Source organism: Corynebacterium lubricantis DSM 45231 (assembly GCF_000379425.1).
GTDB lineage: Bacteria > Actinomycetota > Actinomycetes > Mycobacteriales > Mycobacteriaceae > Corynebacterium > Corynebacterium lubricantis.
Window position 1 is genome coordinate 73,988 of record NZ_KB902193.1, and the last position, 17,813, is coordinate 91,800.

At 58.7% G+C, this 17,813-nt stretch carries 18 protein-coding genes and 1 pseudogene; 10 read left to right on the plus strand and 9 right to left on the minus strand.

Going from position 1 to position 17,813, the window contains the following annotated elements; genetic code table 11:
* Positions 1–76: 76 nt before the first annotated feature.
* From A37O_RS0106270 to A37O_RS0106285, 4 genes are all read right to left on the minus strand, one after another.
* Entirely contained in the window at positions 77–1,402 is a 1,326-nt protein-coding gene (locus A37O_RS0106270; RefSeq protein ID WP_018296651.1) for a lactate racemase domain-containing protein, read from the minus strand.
* 87 nt (positions 1,403–1,489) lie between these two features.
* Positions 1,490–2,095 (minus strand): EthD domain-containing protein, encoded by a 606-nt coding sequence (locus A37O_RS0106275; protein ID WP_018296652.1) that lies wholly within the window; start codon positions 2,093–2,095, stop codon positions 1,490–1,492.
* A 42-nt stretch (positions 2,096–2,137) separates the two neighbouring features.
* Positions 2,138–2,722 carry an EthD family reductase gene (locus tag A37O_RS0106280; protein WP_018296653.1) on the minus strand — a complete coding sequence of 195 codons (585 nt, stop codon included), beginning with the start codon at positions 2,720–2,722 and terminating at the stop codon, positions 2,138–2,140.
* A 28-nt stretch (positions 2,723–2,750) separates the two neighbouring features.
* Positions 2,751–3,761, minus strand: a complete 1,011-nt coding sequence (locus A37O_RS0106285) for an LLM class oxidoreductase (protein ID WP_018296654.1) — start codon at positions 3,759–3,761, stop codon at positions 2,751–2,753.
* On the opposite strand from A37O_RS0106285, the gene A37O_RS0106290 reads away from it, so the two are divergent.
* A complete protein-coding gene (locus tag A37O_RS0106290) occupies positions 3,760–4,227 on the plus strand; it encodes a MerR family transcriptional regulator (protein ID WP_018296655.1) in 468 nt (155 codons plus the stop codon). The two genes, A37O_RS0106285 and A37O_RS0106290, sit on opposite strands and share 2 nt — an antisense overlap.
* Here A37O_RS0106290 and A37O_RS0106295 read toward each other — a convergent pair.
* Entirely contained in the window at positions 4,224–5,447 is a 1,224-nt protein-coding gene (locus tag A37O_RS0106295; RefSeq protein ID WP_018296656.1) for a type III PLP-dependent enzyme domain-containing protein, read from the minus strand. The two genes, A37O_RS0106290 and A37O_RS0106295, sit on opposite strands and share 4 nt — an antisense overlap.
* Before the next feature lie 190 nt (positions 5,448–5,637).
* Here A37O_RS0106295 and A37O_RS0106305 point away from each other — a divergent pair, with 190 nt between their 5' ends.
* Entirely contained in the window at positions 5,638–5,967 is a 330-nt protein-coding gene (locus tag A37O_RS0106305; RefSeq protein ID WP_169332149.1) for an ATP-grasp domain-containing protein, read from the plus strand.
* On the opposite strand, the gene A37O_RS0106310 is transcribed toward A37O_RS0106305, so the two are convergent.
* Positions 5,951–6,841 (minus strand): IS5 family transposase, encoded by an 891-nt coding sequence (locus A37O_RS0106310; protein ID WP_018296659.1) that lies wholly within the window; start codon positions 6,839–6,841, stop codon positions 5,951–5,953. The genes A37O_RS0106305 and A37O_RS0106310 overlap by 17 nt on opposite strands.
* 269 nt (positions 6,842–7,110) lie before the next feature.
* Here A37O_RS0106310 and A37O_RS0106315 point away from each other — a divergent pair, with 269 nt between their 5' ends.
* The 6 genes and pseudogenes from A37O_RS0106315 (at position 7,111) to A37O_RS14855 (ending at position 13,164) form a co-directional block, all read left to right on the plus strand.
* The gene (locus tag A37O_RS0106315; RefSeq protein ID WP_245533804.1) at positions 7,111–7,500 is read left to right on the plus strand and encodes a DUF421 domain-containing protein; all 390 of its coding nucleotides are present in this window, start codon (positions 7,111–7,113) and stop codon (positions 7,498–7,500) included.
* Between the two features lie 340 nt (positions 7,501–7,840).
* Positions 7,841–8,971, plus strand: coding sequence for a calcium/sodium antiporter (locus tag A37O_RS0106320; protein ID WP_018296661.1), 1,131 nt, complete (start codon positions 7,841–7,843; stop codon positions 8,969–8,971).
* Between the two features lie 530 nt (positions 8,972–9,501).
* Positions 9,502–10,059 (plus strand): annotated as a pseudogene (locus tag A37O_RS14840) (IS256 family transposase); the annotation flags it as partial.
* Positions 10,060–10,116: 57 nt separating this feature from the next.
* Positions 10,117–10,584 (plus strand): hypothetical protein, encoded by a 468-nt coding sequence (locus A37O_RS16975; protein WP_018296664.1) that lies wholly within the window; start codon positions 10,117–10,119, stop codon positions 10,582–10,584.
* A gap of 65 nt (positions 10,585–10,649) precedes the next feature.
* Positions 10,650–11,519 carry an ATP-grasp domain-containing protein gene (locus A37O_RS15860; protein ID WP_018296665.1) on the plus strand — a complete coding sequence of 290 codons (870 nt, stop codon included), beginning with the start codon at positions 10,650–10,652 and terminating at the stop codon, positions 11,517–11,519.
* Positions 11,500–13,164: a glutaminase gene (locus A37O_RS14855; protein ID WP_018296666.1), complete on the plus strand. Its 1,665-nt coding sequence runs from the start codon at positions 11,500–11,502 to the stop codon at positions 13,162–13,164. Before A37O_RS15860 ends, A37O_RS14855 begins: the two co-directional genes overlap by 20 nt.
* Positions 13,165–13,170: 6 nt before the next feature.
* Here A37O_RS14855 and A37O_RS0106355 read toward each other — a convergent pair whose 3' ends face one another.
* Positions 13,171–13,767 carry a TetR/AcrR family transcriptional regulator gene (locus tag A37O_RS0106355; protein ID WP_018296667.1) on the minus strand — a complete coding sequence of 199 codons (597 nt, stop codon included), beginning with the start codon at positions 13,765–13,767 and terminating at the stop codon, positions 13,171–13,173.
* Positions 13,768–13,852: 85 nt separating this feature from the next.
* Here A37O_RS0106355 and A37O_RS0106360 point away from each other — a divergent pair, with 85 nt between their 5' ends.
* Complete coding sequence (locus A37O_RS0106360) at positions 13,853–15,007, plus strand: alpha-amylase family protein (RefSeq protein WP_018296668.1); 1,155 nt, start codon at positions 13,853–13,855, stop codon at positions 15,005–15,007.
* On the opposite strand, the gene A37O_RS0106365 is transcribed toward A37O_RS0106360, so the two are convergent.
* On the minus strand, positions 15,004–15,519 hold the full coding sequence (locus tag A37O_RS0106365) for a hypothetical protein (RefSeq protein WP_018296669.1): 516 nt from the start codon (positions 15,517–15,519) through the stop codon (positions 15,004–15,006). The genes A37O_RS0106360 and A37O_RS0106365 overlap by 4 nt on opposite strands.
* A 19-nt stretch (positions 15,520–15,538) precedes the next feature.
* The gene (locus tag A37O_RS0106370; protein ID WP_026196194.1) at positions 15,539–17,035 is read right to left on the minus strand and encodes a succinic semialdehyde dehydrogenase; all 1,497 of its coding nucleotides are present in this window, start codon (positions 17,033–17,035) and stop codon (positions 15,539–15,541) included.
* A gap of 12 nt (positions 17,036–17,047) precedes the next feature.
* Here A37O_RS0106370 and A37O_RS0106375 point away from each other — a divergent pair, with 12 nt between their 5' ends.
* The gene (locus A37O_RS0106375; RefSeq protein WP_026196195.1) at positions 17,048–17,806 is read left to right on the plus strand and encodes an SDR family oxidoreductase; all 759 of its coding nucleotides are present in this window, start codon (positions 17,048–17,050) and stop codon (positions 17,804–17,806) included.
* Positions 17,807–17,813: the final 7 nt, after the last annotated feature.

The window sequence follows — 17,813 nt, forward strand, 5'->3', positions numbered from 1 at the left end:
CAGACCTGTCAATCCTGGGATTTCGATGAAAGTTCTTTCATCTCAGGTCCCAGGAAATCACAGTTCTAGGTGTCGATTACTGCTTTTGCGACTTCAGGCGGTGCAGGATCTCGCCGGCGTGCTCGACCACCAAAGTGTCTGGGTCCTGCTCAAACTCGTCCCAGTCCAGGGTGTCGGGGTCCGCGTAGTTGAGGTTGTAGGCCTCGCAGACCTCGCGGGGTACTCGCGATGCCAGGGTGATCGTGGTGCGCAGGGTTTCCTCGCCGGTCTCGGCGTTGTATTCGCCCAGGCCACGAACGTGCGTGGAGTGCGCGATCTCGCCCCACGGGTGGTCCTTGAACTTGTCCCACTGCTTGATGAAGTAGTCAATGCAGTGGTAGCCGATCTCGCCGATGCCGGGGTGCATCTCGGAAATCTCGGTGATGTGCGGGGCGTAGACGATGATCTCGCCGCCGTCGGCGCACACCGGCTCCATCTTGTACACACCCTTCGCGCCGGTCCACAGATCTTCGTACATGGTGGGAACCTTGGACACGATGCGCTTATACGGTTCATCCAGCCACTTGATGTGCGTCTGATGGGCGATCTCGGCGTTTGCAGCCCACGCGGATTCGGTGGTGCCCACGGCAACGGCATTGAGAGTGACCGTGTCATCCGGCGCGGTGGTGGCCACGTAGGTCACGGCAAGGCGTTCGCCCTCAATCATCTCTGAGGCGGTGTTCACCAGCTGGCGCACCGGGGTAATGCCGAGCGTGCCAATGATGTCGGAAGCAGTAATCAGGGCGCCGACCCAGTGCGAAATATCAATCACATCGTGCACAGAGCAGCCAGGGAAGAAGTATTTATTTCCGCCGGACATGCCCACAACCTCGTGCGGGAAGATCGGGCCAACCACCAAGTTCACGTCGGCTTCCGCGACAAGCTTGTTAATCTGCACGTCCATCGCACGATCGGTGAGCAGACCGTGCGTCAAACGCTCGATTTCCTCGGCAGGAACAGTACCCAAGGAAACGATCGCCTCTGGGTTCTGCCAATCGTGGTTGACTACCTGGGCCTTGGGGAAGCGGGTAGTGATCTCGCCGGAGTCCACACCCAGCAGCTTTTCAATCGCCGGTTCCTCCATCGCCGCATGCGTACCCAGCGCAATGAGGATCGTGATTGACGCAGCCCGATCCGCAATCGCGTCATACGCCGACTGGATCATCAGCCCGTGCGGGCCGGAACGAGTGCCATCCGGAATGACAATGACAACCTTTTTGCCATCAAAATCGAGCTTGTCCAGTTCGGCATGGACGAAAGTGCGCGCCTCATCGTCGCTGAGCGCGCTGGTAGGGGAGCCCAGTAGTGCCGCCTGCTCGGCGAGGCCCTCGGGGACAGGGATGGTCAGGTTCTCCTTAGTCATACCCTTAGTTTCCCCCGTTGAGCGGTGGGTTTCAAGGCTTTGACAAAACCCGCTTTACGACGAGCGGCTGCGCGCTTAACACGCAGCTTAAACGTTTGGCCATCCCTCTGGCCGAATCATCTGAATGGTGTCGACAATGACGGTGCGCCCACCGAGCACCCCGGCGACCTTTTCTGCCTCATCGCGGCCGCGGGTGAACACGGAAATCAGCTCGTTGGACCCGCCTTCGACGGGCACCGTGTCAGATAACGTGATGCGGTGGGTGGCGCCGATGCGCGGGTAGACCGGCAGATTCTCCACGCTGCCTCCGAGGGAGAGGACGCGGGTACGGGTGACATCGCCTGCGCGAAGCTCTTCGACGTTGTCCACGATGGCCGAGAATCCGTTCTCGACATCGAACATGTACTCCTCGTCCGGTGCCAGCTTCTCCCGCCAGGCTTCGTGTGCCCATGCAGCCTCCTCGCCTTCGGGGGAAGCAAAGAACAACTCGGCAATGCCGTGGAACTGGTCCCAGTGCCACTGGTTGTCCACGGGGCGGTTCTGCACGTAGCCGACCACGTCGGTGACCGGCATGACGTACTCGCCGTGCGCGTTATTCCAGTGCTCATGGAACTTATCCATGGCCTCAGGACTGTCGGTAGGGAAGGTGTCTTCCTTCGGGATCAGAAAGGCAATGCGGTGGTGTAGATTCATGATTTCTCCTTTATTGGTAAGCGCCTGTTTTATGCGCTTGTTTTATGCGATGTATGGCGCAATCGGTGGAGTCACAATTGGGGTTGGGGTGACTACAAGAGATTCGATGTTCTCAGATTCCCCGCCGAGCGCATCCTTGACCTTGAATGCATCGGGCTCAGAAGCCGTCCAGACTGACAGGATGCTTCGTGCTCCAGTGTGAGTTTCTGCGTCATCGAGGTGGAGGCGGCTGACTCGTACAGCCAGACCTTCGGGGATGCGCTTTTCGTCGCCGTCGAAGATGAAGACTCGATTCGCTGTTTGGCGTCCCTCAAGTTCCACCTGCTCGTCGACAAGCGCTGAAAACGTCTCTTCCTCCACCATGAAGGAGTGCTCGTGCTCGCGGATAATCTTCGACTGGTGCGAATCGAAAGCCTCCTGCTCGAGCGCGGCCGAATCGTAGTACAGCTCAGCGATGCCGTCGTAGAGCCCGCGGCCCCACTGCGCCGCTACGGGGCGATTCTGCACGTAACCCTTGAGGTTAACGGTGCCCATAAGCAAGGGGGCGTGGACCATTTGCCAGTCCAGATGGAACTTTTCGTAGCTGGTAGTAGCGATTTTCTTGACGAAGACAATGCGGTGGTGCATGGAAATTCTCCCTATTAATTAGTGCGATTTAATTCTTCTGCGCTGCGGTTTGCCCAGCAGGGAAGTGCGGCAGGATGTACTCGGCCATCTCGTCGAGGACATCTCCGACGGGGCGTGTCGACGATTTGAAGTTGATCATCAGCTGATCGATGCCGATGGACTGCCAGAACATCAAGAACTCAAGTAGTGCTTCGCGGCCGAGGCGCAGACCCTGGTGGATCTGAGTTGGTGCGGCCTTAGGGTCCTCGACGATGTCGAAGTAGGTGGCCTGGTTGAATGGCTTCCATCCCGGTTCACCCTTCGGGGCGGTCATTTGGCGCCATGCCTCGATGTTCTGTGCCTGCTGCTGTGGGGGCAGGGTGTAGTAGAGCCAGCCGTCTGCATTTTTGGCAATCCATTCCGGGGTCTGGCGCGAGGTGCCGGTGACAAAGACTGGAAGGCGCTGGTGGGTTGGCTTGGGCAAGAGGTCCGCGCCGCTCATAGTGCCAAGCGGAGAGTCGATTTCTGGGAAAGACTCATTCTGAGCTCGCTGGATGAATTCGAGGGACTCGCGGAACAACTCTCCGCGGTCAGCATGGTTCTTGCCGTAAGCGGGGAACTCAACCGGGCGGTCACCGCTGGCCACGCCGAGAGTGAAGCGGCCACCGGAAAGCTGGTCAACGCTGGCAGAGGCCTTTGCAATGTCGAGGGGGTGGCGAAGTGGCAGAACCGAGCTAGCCGTTCCGAGTGCAATCTTCTCGGTGATCGCAGAGAGGTAGCCCAGGTAGGTGTAGGTATCAAAGACTTGGCCGGTGTCTCCGAAGCGGGGATCCAGCAGTGGAACGTCGCGGACCCAGAATTGTGCGATGCCACCTTCCTCGGCCTTGCGGACCAATTGCGCATGGTCCTTCATTGTTGGCACCGGGCCTTGGAAGCCTTCGAAGGGGGCAATCACGCCGATGGTCATTCCGTTGGGGTTGTATGCGTAGCGCATACCGGGGTGTTCTGAGAGCGGTTTTTGGTTTGCACCGGTGAGGTTGAAGTCCTGGTTAGTTGTCATGGTGCATAGGTTAAAGCTTGACATTGGTGTTAAGGTCGAGCCCAGTGATGAGTTTCACTTCGAGAAGATTCTGGAGAGGGCAGAGATGAAGATCGGCGAATTGGCAGAACTGACAGACTCCACCCCGCGTCAATTGCGCTACTACGAGCAGAAGGGTTTGATTGGCTCGGAGCGCTCGAGCAACGGGTACCGTACTTACTCCGACGACACCGTCGAACAGGTCCGTCAGATCCGCGCACTACTTGACAGTGGCTTTAATACAGAACTCATCGCTCAACTCTTGCCTTGTGTGCAGGGGCCCGAGGCAGAATTGCCGCCCAACCACAATCCGGAGATGGAGCAGGAACTGCGCACGCAAATGAAGCGAATGGAAGAGCAGATTGAAATGCTCACCCACTCGCATCACCGCTTCGAGTGCTATCTCAAGCGGGTCGAGGCAGAGTCCGAAACCGGAAAGTCGGCTTAGAAGCTACCAGCGGTGGTGCCGTCGGCCCCAATCCACTCGTTGCCCTGCAGAAAGTCGTTGACTCCCCACTGGCGCCGAACCGGCGTGAGTGAATCGTTGTCACGCACATAAACCGGCGGAAGGAACTGGATGAACAAGGGCTGGAAACTCATGGTGTAGCCGCCGACAATATAGAAGGTGATGGTGTCGCCTACTTCGAGAGCGGGCGCATTTTCTAGCTTCATGATTCGGTCGTCTTCCATACAGGTGAAGCCAACGATGACCTGCTCGTCGCGCAGCTCGGTAGATTTGGTCTCGAGGCTGGTCTTAAATGGGCGCTTGCGACGGAATAGGGGGTCAATGTTTGTACGGCTGGCATCCGTGACCACGATTGTTTCCGAATCGATCTCTTTCACATCAATGACGCTCGCATGAAACTCCAGCGGGACAGCCACGAGCGCGCCACCAGGTTCAACGATGAGGCGCGTGTGGTTGATATCTACAACTGGCTCGAGGACCTCCTTGATGGTGGAGACGTACTCGTCGAAGGAAGGCGAGCGGTCTAGGCTGCCGAAGAACCCGCCTCCCACGTCTACCCAATCAAGGTGAAGGTCGTGGGCTGCAATGAGCTCCGCTGCAACCGTGGCGACTGCCCGAAAAACTCCCAAACTCTGAGTCGTGGACGCACGATGCAGGTGAATACCCGCTACCCGCACTCCTGCGTCTTTCAGATCTGCGATGGCCTGATCAAGCTCGCCGTTTTTCCGATCGAAGCCAAAACGACTTGCCTCCCCGTGGGCTCCGCTTTCGCCCGGGCAATACTCCTCGAGTTCCCAATTGACTCGTAGCCCCACACCAAAGTCTTTGTCCGGCATCTCGCGAGCAAGTTCTGCAGTCCATTCGATTTCGCGCTTCGCGTCGAGATTGACAATGGATCCCTCGAGCAAAGCGCTGCGAAGGCGGTCTCGGCTCTTGATCGGCCCATTGTAAATGACCTGATCAGCCGTGTAGTCCAAGGCAAGGGCGAGCTCGTATTCGGTGTCAGAAACCACTTCAGCCCACACATTCTGAGTGCGCATATACGACACCAACCAAGGCAAGGAATTCGTCTTAAAGGAGTAAGACAGAATCGAATTAGGCCAGTGCTTCTCTAAGGCTCCTTGGAAATCTCCGAGGAGTTGATTGAGCGCTGGAAGGTCGATGACAAAAGCGGGGGTTGGTGGCACTGCATTGTGTGGCATGGGGCTCTCCGGATATAGAGCTAGTTTATTGATTCATTCAACTTACCTCAGAAGGTAGTTGAGGGCCTTCAGAATGGGGAAGTCGAGGTCAAGCCCATAACGCATGGCGAGAAATTTACCAATTGGTGTGATCTCCGAGAGATACATATCTCATTCATTTTAAGGATTTACTTACCAAACTATGAAATGCTTGAGGAAGAAACTTTTTGGGATGGAGAATGGGTTGAAAATTGTTGTCGCTTCATCGGGTCAGCGCGCCCACTATATCGAATGGTTCCAACAGGCGCTGATCAATCAGGGGATTCCGGGCGAAGTAATCGCCATGGAATATAGAACAAATAGCTTGAGTATGCGCGTTGCTGATCGGGCCGTGGCCATGCCGGCCTACAACTCGGCGGAATACCCAAAGGTGTTATTAGATTGGGTCGAGGCCGAGCGCCCTGACTTGTTCCTCTCCCTCAACGACTACGAGCTCAACGTCCACTCGCAGGGCCTAGGTCCTGTTATGAAAGTCGTTTGAGCCAGCGGTTGATGCTGGCGATCTGGACGACGGCCTCGAAACGGACGGCGAGTTTGTCGTAGCGGGTGGCCACCGCGCGGTTGTGTTTGAGGGCGTTGAAGCACCGCTCCACGACGTTGCGGCCCTTATAGGCTTCCGGGTCGAAGGCCGGTGGCCGCCCGCCCCGGGAACCTTTGGCCCGGCGGTGGGCTTTCTGGTCTTCTTTGATCGGGATCGTGGCCGTGATTCCCCGACACCGCAGATATGACCTGTTCGCCCACGATGAGTAGGCCTTGTCCGCCAGCACCCGATCCGGCCTGTTCCGTGGTCGACCGGAGCCGGGACGGGTCACCCGGATCCGGTCCAGGACTTGCGTCAGCTGCGGACTGTCACCGGCTTGCCCGGCAGTCAGAGTAAACGACACCGCCTGTAGGTGCTGGTCGCAGGCCAGATGGATCTTGGTGGAGAATCCGCCCCGGGATCGGCCGAGGGCATGGTTATCGGGTTCACCGTCGATTCGTTGTGGTGAGTCCCGCCGTGCCCCGGCGGCGTGGATGTGTGCCCGGGCGGTGGTGGAATCCACGGAGATCTCCCACCCGAGGTGCCCCTGGGCATCGGCCTGGGACTGGAGTTCGGCTTCGATCGTCGACCAGGTGCCGGCCAGTTGCCAGGACCGGAACAACGCGTAGACCCGCCACCAGGGTCCGTACCGGGCGGGAACGTCCCGCCAGGGGCAGCCGATTCGGATGCGGTGTCGGATGCCGTTGATCAGGTTCCGTAGGTCGTAGCGTCGTGGTCTGCCGTACCGGGACAGTGCTGGTAGCAGCGGTGTGAGCACATTCCATTGGGCATCGGTGAGGTCGTGACGGGTGGCGGCATCTAGGGTGGGAATCAAGGCCTCCTGTGTCCGGCGTGGTGAGTTCGCACCCCCCTCGCTACACCGGAGGCCGCCCTATTTTCCAGCTTCCACGCCTGCCCTGGCCCCTACTTTCGCAACAGGACCTAGCCCCTAGCCTGCCGATACTCGAGATCATTGTACGGGACACCATCACATTTCTGGTGCTCTATGCCCTTATACGGTTGGTGGGACGACGGGAATCCGGGTCCGTCGGTATGACCGATGTGCTCGTCATCGTGTTGGTCGCTGATGCGGCGAGTGCCGGGATGAATGGCGGCAGTCAGACACTCGGTGACGGGCTTATCCTGGTTTCCGTCATCTTGTTCTGGAGTGTGTTACTTGATGCGCTGAGTTACCGGTTCAAGTGGTTCCGAAGAATCGTGAAAGCGGCCCCACGTCCTCTGGTGGAGGATGGGAGGTTCGTCCGCAGCACACTGCGACGAGAGTTCATGACCGAGGGGGAGGTGATGACCCAGCTCTGGCTTCACGGCATTGAAGATGTCGCCCAGGTGCACCGGGCCTACCTGGAGCCCAATGGCAGTATCAGCATCCTCAGCCATGAGGACGATGACGACGCCCAACGGGAGTCCGTCCGGAGGGAACGGGAGGAACGAAGAGAAGGACCCATTCGGAGAGATATCAGACCGTCCCATTGACATCAGGCCCTTCGCCCTGGGGGAAGACCCGTCGGAAAGTTATTTGCCGCCTCCTGGGCGGGAAACCGGGTAGCAACCGCCGCATCCTCTGCGCACTGGTGGGTTGCGTCCAGGTAAACGGTGGAATTGTTGGAACTGCGGATGTTTGTTCGACTGCCTGGTCGCGGGTGGGTGACTATGACGGGGATATTCCTGCCTCGCTGTCTGATCCAGCGCGGCATCGCTTTCCAAAGCATGTAGAATGCACTCTCCTATGGCACGCTCAGTTCAATAATTAGAGGCGTCTTCCGCCGCCCTTCCCACACTCCGAGGATGCCGTGATCTCGGTACACTCTGGGGCATGGGATTATTGGATGTGGGACGCATCATTGTCGGACTGCTGCTGTTGGTTGTAGGCGGGGAACTCCTGGTGCGAGGTGCGTCAGCGCTGGCCCGCCGGGTGGGAATCTCCTCACTGGTGGTCGGTTTGACCGTCGTGTCAGCAGCTACAGCCGCGCCGGAACTGGCGATTACCATCGGGGCGGTTTGGCAGGATGAGCCCGGATTGGCTGTGGGAAATGTGGTCGGTAGCAATATCGTCAACATCCTGTTTATTCTCGGACTCTCCGCCCTGATCCTCCCCCTGGTCGTCACACGCGGACTGGTACGGTTCGATGTTCCCGTAATGGTCGCTCTATCGGCCGGGTTGCTCGTGATGGCCCTCGATGGGGTAATCAGCGCGGTCGATGGTGCGATCCTGTTCAGCGTGGTCGTTGCACACACGGTGTGGACGATTGTTGCCAGCCGTCGCCGCGCACGGCCCCCGGTCGATTCCACGGAGACCACCGCCGCCTCCGATACCGGGGACGGAGACGAAAAAACACCTGCCACATCCACTCTCAAATCCCTCCTGCTCATAGTGGTCGGAATCGCGCTGCTGGTGGGTGGGGCCACCCTCCTGGTCGATGGGGCGGTCAACATTGCCACCGGATTGGGCATCAGTAGTCTCGTGGTCGGGCTGACCGTCGTTGCCATCGGTACCTCCTTGCCTGAACTGGTGACCTCCATTACCGCGGTACGCCGTGGTGAACGGGACATCGCGGTGGGAAATATCGTGGGCAGCAACATCTTCAACATCGGACTGGTGCTCGGACTGCCCGCCCTGATTTCCCTCGACGGCATCCCGGTGTCCAGCGCCGCCATCGCCTTCGATATCCCGGTCATGCTGGCCGCGGCAGCAGCTCTGCTGCCCGTTGTCTTCACCGGTTTTGTGGTGGCACGGTGGGAGGGGGCAGTTTTTCTCGGGCTGTATGTCGCCTACACGGGCTATCTCGTCCTTGCAGCTACCGAACACGATGCCCTGGAGGGGTTCACCACCGTGATGGCGGGGTTCATCCTCCCACTGGTTGTGGTCACCCTGATCGCCTTCACCTCCTATGAGATCGGGCTACGTAAGGGGAGAACAGACCCTGCACGTACAGACCCGTCTTGATCCCAGCTTTCCGGATCTGAGGGGGACGGCCTCAACTTCCCTGTGTTTAAAACGACCGATTTAGGCACAGTCCACAGATGTCATCGGCAGGTGTGAACCCCACCTCTCAAGGAAGCTCGAGTGAAGACCATCCTTTCGGAGGGGGAATGTGTCACAAGTTCTCCCACAGCATTTTCGTGACTCAGGCCTTAGGATTGCCCCCTGATGTTCTCTACCACGTTGTGGGATTGATTGTGGTGAGGGTACCCATAGTCGTCATCTGTGATCTGAGCGCCCATTGAAAGGGTTGTGACTACATGCCCGAAAGGGGGATGGGGAGGGGGATCGCTCGGAAGGATTGACGTCTTGCCGGAGAGGAATCACCTTCGGCCGTTAGGATCGCTCGACTGTCTTCGTTTTTGTCGGCGGCGATAGCTTGGATCTACTGAGCCTGCCCGAACCTCTTTACGACTTGTCCGGTTTCTCAATCTCCATCGCTTGCAACCGCCAACTGAAGTTGTGGAAAAACCGCCAATCGGCGTTGCGAGTTACAGGCTGTGGAAGCCACCTGGCCGGATTCGATGGTCCAGACCTGTGTCGTCCACCTGATCAGGGCAGCAAACCGGTGGGTGGCCTATGGAGATCGTAAGGCGGTGTCCGCCGGGTTGAAGAAGATCTACACCGCCCCCACCGAGCAGACCGCTCTGGCGGCGTTGACGGAGTTCGAGGCCTCCGAGCTGGGGGAAAAGTATCCGCAGTCAGTCAAGGTGTGGCGCGATGCGTGGGACCGGTTCATCCCGTTTCTGGAGTTCCCACCGATGGCCAGGAAGGTGATCTACACCACGAACTCGATTGAGTCGATGAACAACGAGCTGCGTAAAGCCACCCGGAATCGGGTGCAGTTCACCAACGATGAGTCTGCGATCAAAACCTTGTGGTTGATGATCTGCAACATTGAGGACAAACGGGCCGCCAAGCGCGCTAAGCAGGGCAAATGGGTCGCGGCGACCAGCGGCCGGCTGATCGAGGGCAGGCGGGTGACGAACTGGAAGCAGGCCATCAACCAGATGTCTGTGGCTTACCCTGACCGCTTCGAGCCCTACCTCTAATAATCACGCCCCACACACAAACAACTTGACACGCTCCCCCACCGGCTTGCATGCACAGTGAGCCACCGGGAAGGCCGGGGCCAACACCCCAACCCTGGAAAGGACAGGGAGCATGCCATTCAAGTTCCCCGAGACCCTGCCAAGCTCCGCGCCGAAGCACTCGCCACCTTCAACGACGCGTACAACGAGAGCAAACCCCCGACCGCGGAGGAACTGCAGTACCTGACCTACCTCACCGACGGCACTGAGAACATCGACGCCACCGTCGCTGAGCTGGACGCCGCAGACCAGCGGACCGCCGCCACCGAGCTCGCGAAGAACCTCAACAAGAAACCCGAGGAACCCGCCGACGACCCGGAGGACCCCGAAGACGAGCCGACCGACAACAGGCGGATTCAACTGGTCATCGCAACACCTCGCATGCGTTCCAGGACGACTGCGCACAGCTGGGGATCCGGCAGTCGATGGGAGCGATCGACAGCAGTGCTGACAACGCGTTGGCGGAGTCGTTCGACGCAGCGTTGAAGCGCGAGGTCCTCCAGGGCCTCGATGATTGAGTCCCGGGGTTTAAGCAGTGTTGCGAAAGTCCGGTGCGTGACACCGGACTTTCGCAACACGACCTAGCGGACCGACTCAGAGAACGTGGTTGCGTTGTCGCTGGGTTGGCATCGCAGTCCCAAGCACTTGTCCTGGACAAGTACCGTCTCTCCGTGGTCTTGCGCGAAGCTGGGATTCCCACTCCCACAACTTTTCTGGGCAGCGAAGTAGACGCAGTTTTAAAGAATGCAACGGAAATTTCCGAATACGTGGTCAAGCACCGGTTCGGCAGCGGCTCCAAAGGGCTTTGTCTAACTAATGCTGCGGGGCTGAGAGAAGCAATCGCCGAGTCTGAAGAAATCGCACTTGACCAAGATGCACGTCCGTGGCGCACACACGAATCGGTCGTCATCCAGGAGCGGCTTCCAGGACCCGAATATGGCGTGGACGGCGCGTTCACGGTCGATGGCATTTCCCAACTTCTCGGCGTCGTTGCTCGTCGCAAAGTGTCCATGCGCGACGGTGATACTGATGTGGCTGTGACCGTGTCCGCGGAACCTTTTCGGAGTCCAATGGTGAAACTGGGTACGCTTTTGGGCGCAACCGGTTCTATCGATGTGGATTTTAAGGAAGATGCGCAGGGGCGCCCGCAGATCATCGACATCAATCCACGTCTCGGCGGTGGATACCCGTTTTGCCACGCAGCAGGCGCTGATCTCCCCTCGGCGATCGTCCGCGCTGTGGCCGGAATGGAGCCGGATCCCACGCTATTTAACTACCAACTAGGGCTCACCTTGGGGCGCCGGGATTCGTTCTCAGTGTTAAAAAATCCGTTGGAAAAACCGTTCGGCCACGTAGCCAGCGCGACGGCATCATCCGAGGACATTACGTACACTGAGCCGCATGCATACCCCGATTCCTGATTTCTTGAATGACATCCTCAACGAAGTCCGCGATCAAGATGGCGGCGAAGTGCTCGATGGCGTACCCCAGATCAAATACGCCAACCCCGATTCATTTTCGCTGGCGTTGTGCACCACAAGCGGGCACGTGTATTCGGTCGGCGACGATGACGTGGAGTTTTCCATTCAGTCGATCTCCAAGCCCTTCGCCTATGCCCTAGCTCTTGAGGAGTTGGGCGCCGACGAGGTTGCCAAGGTCGTCGGTGTCGAGCCGTCCGGTGAGGCGTTCAACGAGTTGAGCTTGGAGGAATCGTCGAAACGCCCGGATAACCCGATGATCAATGCGGGGGCTATTGCGGTGAATCAGCTGATTAACGGGCCCGATTCGACGGTGGAGGCGCGCATTGAGCGCATCGAGGCACTCTTTACTGATCTTGCCGGGCGCGAGATGCGGATCAACAAAGAGCTCACTGACGACGAGATGAAGATCGCCGACCGCAACCTCTCCATTGCGCACATGTTGCGCAGCTACGACATTATTGGCGACGAGGCACACGACGCGGTGTACAGCTACACCGCGCAGTGCTCGTTCATGCTGACCACGCGCGACCTCGCGGTCATGGCCGCGACGTTGGCCAACGGCGGGATCCAGCCGGTGACGGGGAAGCGGGTGTTCAGCGAAGACGCTTCGCGACGAACGCTTGCCGTCATGAGCTCGGCGGGCATGTACAACGCCGCTGGGCGTTGGATGGCCAACGTTGGGATCCCCGCGAAATCTGGTGTTGGTGGCGGACTGATTGGCACCATGCCGGGCCAGCTAGGGATTGCTACCTTGTCTCCGCGCCTGGACGAGCAGGGTAATTCGACGCGCGGCGTCAAAACTTTTGAGCGCCTCTCCGAGGAGATGGGCTTGCACTTAATGAGCGCCTCGTACTACACGGTGCCCGGTATCCGTTCGATTGAGCGCGAAGGCGACGCCACCGTGGTGTCGCTCCAGGGGATGATTAACTTCCCGGCCGCCGAAAACGTGCTCCACGAGTTGAGCGAACACCACCTGACCAGCGACAAGATCGTGTTGGACACTTCGCGTGTGACGGGATTCAACCGGATGGGTCGCCGGGTGATCAAAGAGGGACTGCGCCTGCTGCGCGAAGCGGGTTACGGCTGTGCCATTTACGATCCGGACAGCATGATGGAGGATCTGGAGTACTCGGATGGCACTCAAGCGGAGGAGGTCGAGGACTTCAGCATTACCGTGTCCATCGACGCCCCAGTAGAGAAGGTCTACGAAGCCATTGCGGATCCTTCGAAATGGTGGATGAGCGCTATCGAAGGCAAGGCCGATCATGAAGGTGAGGTCTTCGAGGTCAACGAGCGAGACCAATTCTCCCAGTTCCGTGTGGCTGAGGCGGTGCCTTATGAGACTCTCGTGTGGCACGTTGAGGAGACGGGGCATAACTCGCCGGTGGATGAGTTTAATGACACTGACCTGGTGTTTGAGTTCAAAGATGAAGGCGAGACCACCGAGCTCACATTCACCCACCGTGGTCTTCAGGAGCATATGGACAGCTACGCCGAGGGTACAAACGATTGGATGCAGTTCATCCGTGAGAGCCTCGTGGCTCTGGTAACGGAAGGCGTGGGCAAGCCGGCCGTTTCCGTGTAATGCTTGCTACCCGCCCCAGTCACCCAGCGCGCCCTCGAGGGAGCCTAGGGTGGCCTCGAGCAGCGGGCCACGGTCATTGTCTGGGCAGCCGGCGTCGGACCATTCGAGGCAGGCGGCGTTGAGGAAGCCGATAAATCCCGCAATGGCGTAGCGTCCGCGCATGCTTCCGGGGTTGAGCAGGGCAAGGAGCTCGTCGTAAAGCTCGTCGCGGATTTCTAAACGACGATTGGTGGCCTCAGCGGGCTCATCGCCGCCTCGATGTGCGATGGACCAGGTCAGTGGGTTGCGTTCGATGTGGTCGAGGTAGGTTTCGAGTCCAATGCGAATCTGGTCGCGCCGGGAAGTGTTGGGGGGTACCTCGGCGATAGACGAGCGCAGGCTGTCGAGGAGAGTGTGAAGAACTTCGGAGACCCAGGTGGCATAGAGGTCGGCCTTTGATCCGAAGTAATGGAAGATCAAGGCCTGGGAGGTGCCCGAGGCGGTCGCGATTTCCTGCGTGGAGACCTCGGAGTAGGTGGATGCGCTAAACAGCGATCCAGCAGCAGAGATGATGCTTTCCTTGCGTTGTTCAACGCTTAATCTTCGTCGTGGCGCAGGTGTCATAGTGACAACTATACATGTATTGAGTTAGACTCAATATAAATTACTGAGCAAGACTCAACAAGCATCTTTAGCAAGGAGGAAGTTCATGCTTGAGAACACCATCTGGTGGCAGGTCTATCCACTGGGATCTAGTGGAGCCCCCATCCGGGACCGCGACGGAGACGATTCCGGCCACCGCCTCCGCAGCCTCGAGCCGTGGCTGGACTACCTGGTCGAGCTTGGCTGCAACGGCCTGCTCCTGGGGCCGATCTTTGAATCGGTTAGCCACGGGTACGACACCCTGGATCATTTCAAGATTGATTCGCGTCTCGGCAACGAGGCCGATTTTGACTCGCTGATGGAAGCCTGCAATGCGCGCGGCATCCGGGTCATGCTCGACGGGGTGTTTAACCACGTAGCTGCGACCCACCCGGCCGTGGCCCAGGGTTTGGCGGGAGACACGAACTGGGAAGGCCACGAAGAATTAGCCACTCTTAACCACGCGGACCCGCAGGTCCACGACATGGTGGTTGAGATCATGGAGTATTGGCTGGCCAAGGGGATCTCCGGCTGGCGCCTAGATGTGGCCTACTCGGTCCCTGCCGAGTTTTGGCGCTCCGTGCTGGCCCGCGTGCGCGAGCACTACCCAGAGGCGATCTTCTTGGGCGAAGTCATCCACGGCGACTACGCAGAGATCGCGCAGGCAGGAACCCTGGATTCGGTCACCCAATACGAATTGTGGAAGGCAATCTGGAGCTCACTGAAGGACGGAAACTTCTTCGAGCTGGTCCACGCCCTGGGCCGACACAATGAGTTCTCGGCAGAGATGATCGCAAACACTTTTGTTGGCAATCACGACGTTGACCGTATTGCCTCAACGGTGGGCCAAGGCAAGGAGGTCCTTGCAGCTGCGATCTTGCTGACGGTGCCGGGCATGCCGAGCATCTACTACGGCGACGAACAAGGCTTTACCGGAACGCGGGGCGAAGGATTCGCCGCCGATGATCCGGTACGACCACCACTGCCAGAGAGCCCGGAGGGCCTGGCGCCGGCGGGACAGTGGCTGTATGAAATTCATCAGCAACTGATTGGCATTCGTCGTCGTCACCCGTGGCTGGCCACCACCCCGGTCGAAGTGCTGGAGAACACCAACGAGACGTTGTCCTACACAACGGGCGAGATTCAGGTTGACCTGTGGGTATCTCCTAGTCCAGGGGTAAAAATCACGTCGTCGGAGGGAACTCTTTTCGAGTGGAGCTAGTCCTTTGCCCCAGTTTGGGGCATGCCCGTGACATACATCGCCTGGGCTAGGTGCTCGATGGCATCGATCAAAAGGGAAGTGGTGCGCACCCTACGGGTAATTTTCTGGCCATCGTATTCGCCGATGACGAAGTCCCAGTCCGCATCGGACCACTTCTTTGCCTGCTGGTCAATGCCCTCCAGAACTGCCAGAACATAGGAGTTTAGAAGGGACTGATCGGTGGTGTTGATCTGTGTGGCTTCTTCGCGGGAGTGGCCGTAGCCGATGGTATCGCCAACTGGGCCGAGATCGAAGCGGGTACTAAAATCCTGCTCAGACCACACTTCCTCGGTGTCGGAGAGCTGGGCGAATTGCACGTCCATCTCGCGGCCGGCGTGCCACAGCAACCAGGACACTGAATTTGGGTGATCCGCGGGATGGGCGGTGAGCTCGGCGGCGGTGAGCTCGCGGATCCCGGCGAGGGAATCGCGAGTGCGTTGAACAAGGTCAATAATGAAATCACTGGTGTTCATGCGCCCCACCGTACGCCGGTTAGCGCAAGTAGTCTCGCGCAACTTTGAGGGCCACCGTGAGCAGGCCATTCCATTTCTCGGAGCCCATGGACTCGGGCCCAGCAATAGTAATTAAGCGCTGGTCAGCGATGGTACGGGCCTCGGTGAACTTCAGCAGACCTCCGTCGCCATGGCGGCGGCCGACCCCGGATTGCTTCCATCCTCCCATCGGCGCGTCTAGGCTTGCCCAACCAGCGGCGTAGCCCTCGTTGATATTCACTGTGCCTGCCTCCAATTGGGAGGCGATCGCGCGGGCGGTCTTCGACGGCCCGAAGATCGAGGCGTTGAGGCCGTACCCAGTGTCGTTGGCTTTCTCAATGGCCTCCTCATGGGAACGGATAACCTCAATGCGCACTACTGGTCCGAAGACCTCCTCGTGGAAAAGCCGTGCTGATTCAGGCACATCGCCCAGGACCGTCGGGGCGTAGAAGGCATCGCCGAGATCAGTAAGGCGCTTGCCTCCAGCCAATACGGTGGCACCTTTAGATACGGCATCGTCGACAAACTCGGCGACGCTATCGGTGTGCTCGGAACTGATCAACGAGCCCATGTCCGTGTCCCAGGAATTGTCGGCAGCAATCACCATCGAGTTCACTGCCTGGGAAAACTCCGAAATGAACTCCGAGGCAACGTTTTCGTGGACGTAAATGCGCTCAATGGAAATGCAGAGCTGGCCCGAGTTGGAGAAGCACGCATCGCGGACTCCGCGCACAATGGATTTAGGGTTGGCATCGGCAGTGACAATCAGTGGATTCTTGCCACCGAGCTCGCCGGAGAAACCGATGAGGCGCTCGCCCGCCTGGGCCGCCAAGGTCTTGCCGGTCGCGGTAGAGCCGGTGAACATCAGGTAGTCGCACTCCGCGACGATCGTCTGGCCCACTTTGCTGCCTGGGCCCGGAACAACATTGAGAACGTCTTCGGGCAGACCGGCTTCGCGCAGCAGTTCGGCGCCCAGCAGGGCTGTCATGGGGGTGGTGGAATCGGGTTTGAGGACGACCGTGTTGCCCGCCAAGATGGCGGGGATGGCATCGGACATCGACAGGGTGAGGGGGTAATTCCACGGCGCAATTATGCCCACTACCCCCACGGGGGAGTGCTCAACTTCGGTCTTCGTCAAGATGGGCAGGGCACCTTTGGCGCGCTGAGTTTTGAGCAAACGCCCCGCCGCGTAGGCGTAATGGCGGGCAGTGATGGCGTTCTCCAAGACCTCCTCAAAAGACGAACGGCGATTCTTACCGTTCTCTTCTTGAATGGTGTCCATCAGCTGGTCCTGGCGTTCCAAAACAAGGTTGTGGTAGCGCAGGAAGATCTTTTTGCGCTCGTTGACGGGGACCTGTGCCCACCGTTTTTGGGCTTGCCGAGCCCGCTGGAAAACCTCGCGGGTTGTGGTCTCGTTGTAAAGTGGCACGTCTCCTACCGACTCTCCCGTTGTTGGGTTTGTCACAGAAAGTGTCGCGGAAAATGTGGTCTGTGTCATAAGGTCTAGCGTATGCGATCAATATTTATTTCGGGCGGTGCCCAAGGAATCGGCCGTGAAGTGGCCGAAAAATTTGCTGATGCCGGCTGGCTCGTCGGCATTGGCGACGTGCAAAACGCGGATTGGGCCCAGGGCGACGATCGGATCGTCGCAACGCACCTCGATGTTACAGATGCAGAATCCTGGGAGAAAGCCCTGGCCGAATTCGCCACGCACACCGGCGGCACGATCGATGTGTTTGACAACAACGCTGGCATCATCATCGACGGCCCCGTCGCGGACGCAGATCCGGAAAAAGTACAAAAGATCGTGGACGTCAATGTCACCGGCCTCACCCTCGGAGCGCGGGCGGCGCACCCCTACCTCAAGGCGGCGAAGGCGGGCCAAATGGTCAGCATGAGTAGTGCTTCCGCCATTTTCGGCCAGCCCGATATCGCCGTGTACTCGGCAACGAAGTTCTACGTCTACGGCATGACCGAGGCGCTGTCGCTGGAATGGGAGAAGGACGGCATCCGTTGCGTCGACGTCATGCCTCTGTGGGCGAAGACGAAACTATCCAACGTGAGCGCGTCGTCGATAAGCAAACTCGGCGTTAATCTCACTGCTGGGCAGGTCGCCGATGCCGTCTGGCGTGCGGTGAATCCGAAAAATCGCTACGACCGGGGCCGCATGCATTATGGCGTCAACGGGACCGACTGGGGCTTTTATGTCCTAAGGCAGTGGGTGCCGGATCGCGTGGCACGGTCGGCGATTAAGATGGTTGCAGGTTAATCGGCGG

Coding starts and splice junctions, on each gene's coding strand:
- A37O_RS0106315 (WP_245533804.1), top strand. CDS start 7,111: ATGAATGGCGGCAGTCAGACACTCGGTGACGGGCTTATCCTGGTTTCC.
- A37O_RS0106275 (WP_018296652.1), bottom strand. CDS start 2,095: ATGAATCTACACCACCGCATTGCCTTTCTGATCCCGAAGGAAGACACC.
- A37O_RS0106280 (WP_018296653.1), bottom strand. CDS start 2,722: ATGCACCACCGCATTGTCTTCGTCAAGAAAATCGCTACTACCAGCTAC.
- A37O_RS0106320 (WP_018296661.1), top strand. CDS start 7,841: ATGGGATTATTGGATGTGGGACGCATCATTGTCGGACTGCTGCTGTTG.
- A37O_RS0106355 (WP_018296667.1), bottom strand. CDS start 13,767: ATGACACCTGCGCCACGACGAAGATTAAGCGTTGAACAACGCAAGGAA.
- A37O_RS0106365 (WP_018296669.1), bottom strand. CDS start 15,519: ATGAACACCAGTGATTTCATTATTGACCTTGTTCAACGCACTCGCGAT.
- A37O_RS14855 (WP_018296666.1), top strand. CDS start 11,500: ATGCATACCCCGATTCCTGATTTCTTGAATGACATCCTCAACGAAGTC.
- A37O_RS0106270 (WP_018296651.1), bottom strand. CDS start 1,402: ATGACTAAGGAGAACCTGACCATCCCTGTCCCCGAGGGCCTCGCCGAG.
- A37O_RS0106295 (WP_018296656.1), bottom strand. CDS start 5,447: ATGCCACACAATGCAGTGCCACCAACCCCCGCTTTTGTCATCGACCTT.
- A37O_RS0106370 (WP_026196194.1), bottom strand. CDS start 17,035: ATGACACAGACCACATTTTCCGCGACACTTTCTGTGACAAACCCAACA.
- A37O_RS0106375 (WP_026196195.1), top strand. CDS start 17,048: ATGCGATCAATATTTATTTCGGGCGGTGCCCAAGGAATCGGCCGTGAA.
- A37O_RS0106360 (WP_018296668.1), top strand. CDS start 13,853: ATGCTTGAGAACACCATCTGGTGGCAGGTCTATCCACTGGGATCTAGT.
- A37O_RS0106290 (WP_018296655.1), top strand. CDS start 3,760: ATGGTGCATAGGTTAAAGCTTGACATTGGTGTTAAGGTCGAGCCCAGT.
- A37O_RS0106285 (WP_018296654.1), bottom strand. CDS start 3,761: ATGACAACTAACCAGGACTTCAACCTCACCGGTGCAAACCAAAAACCG.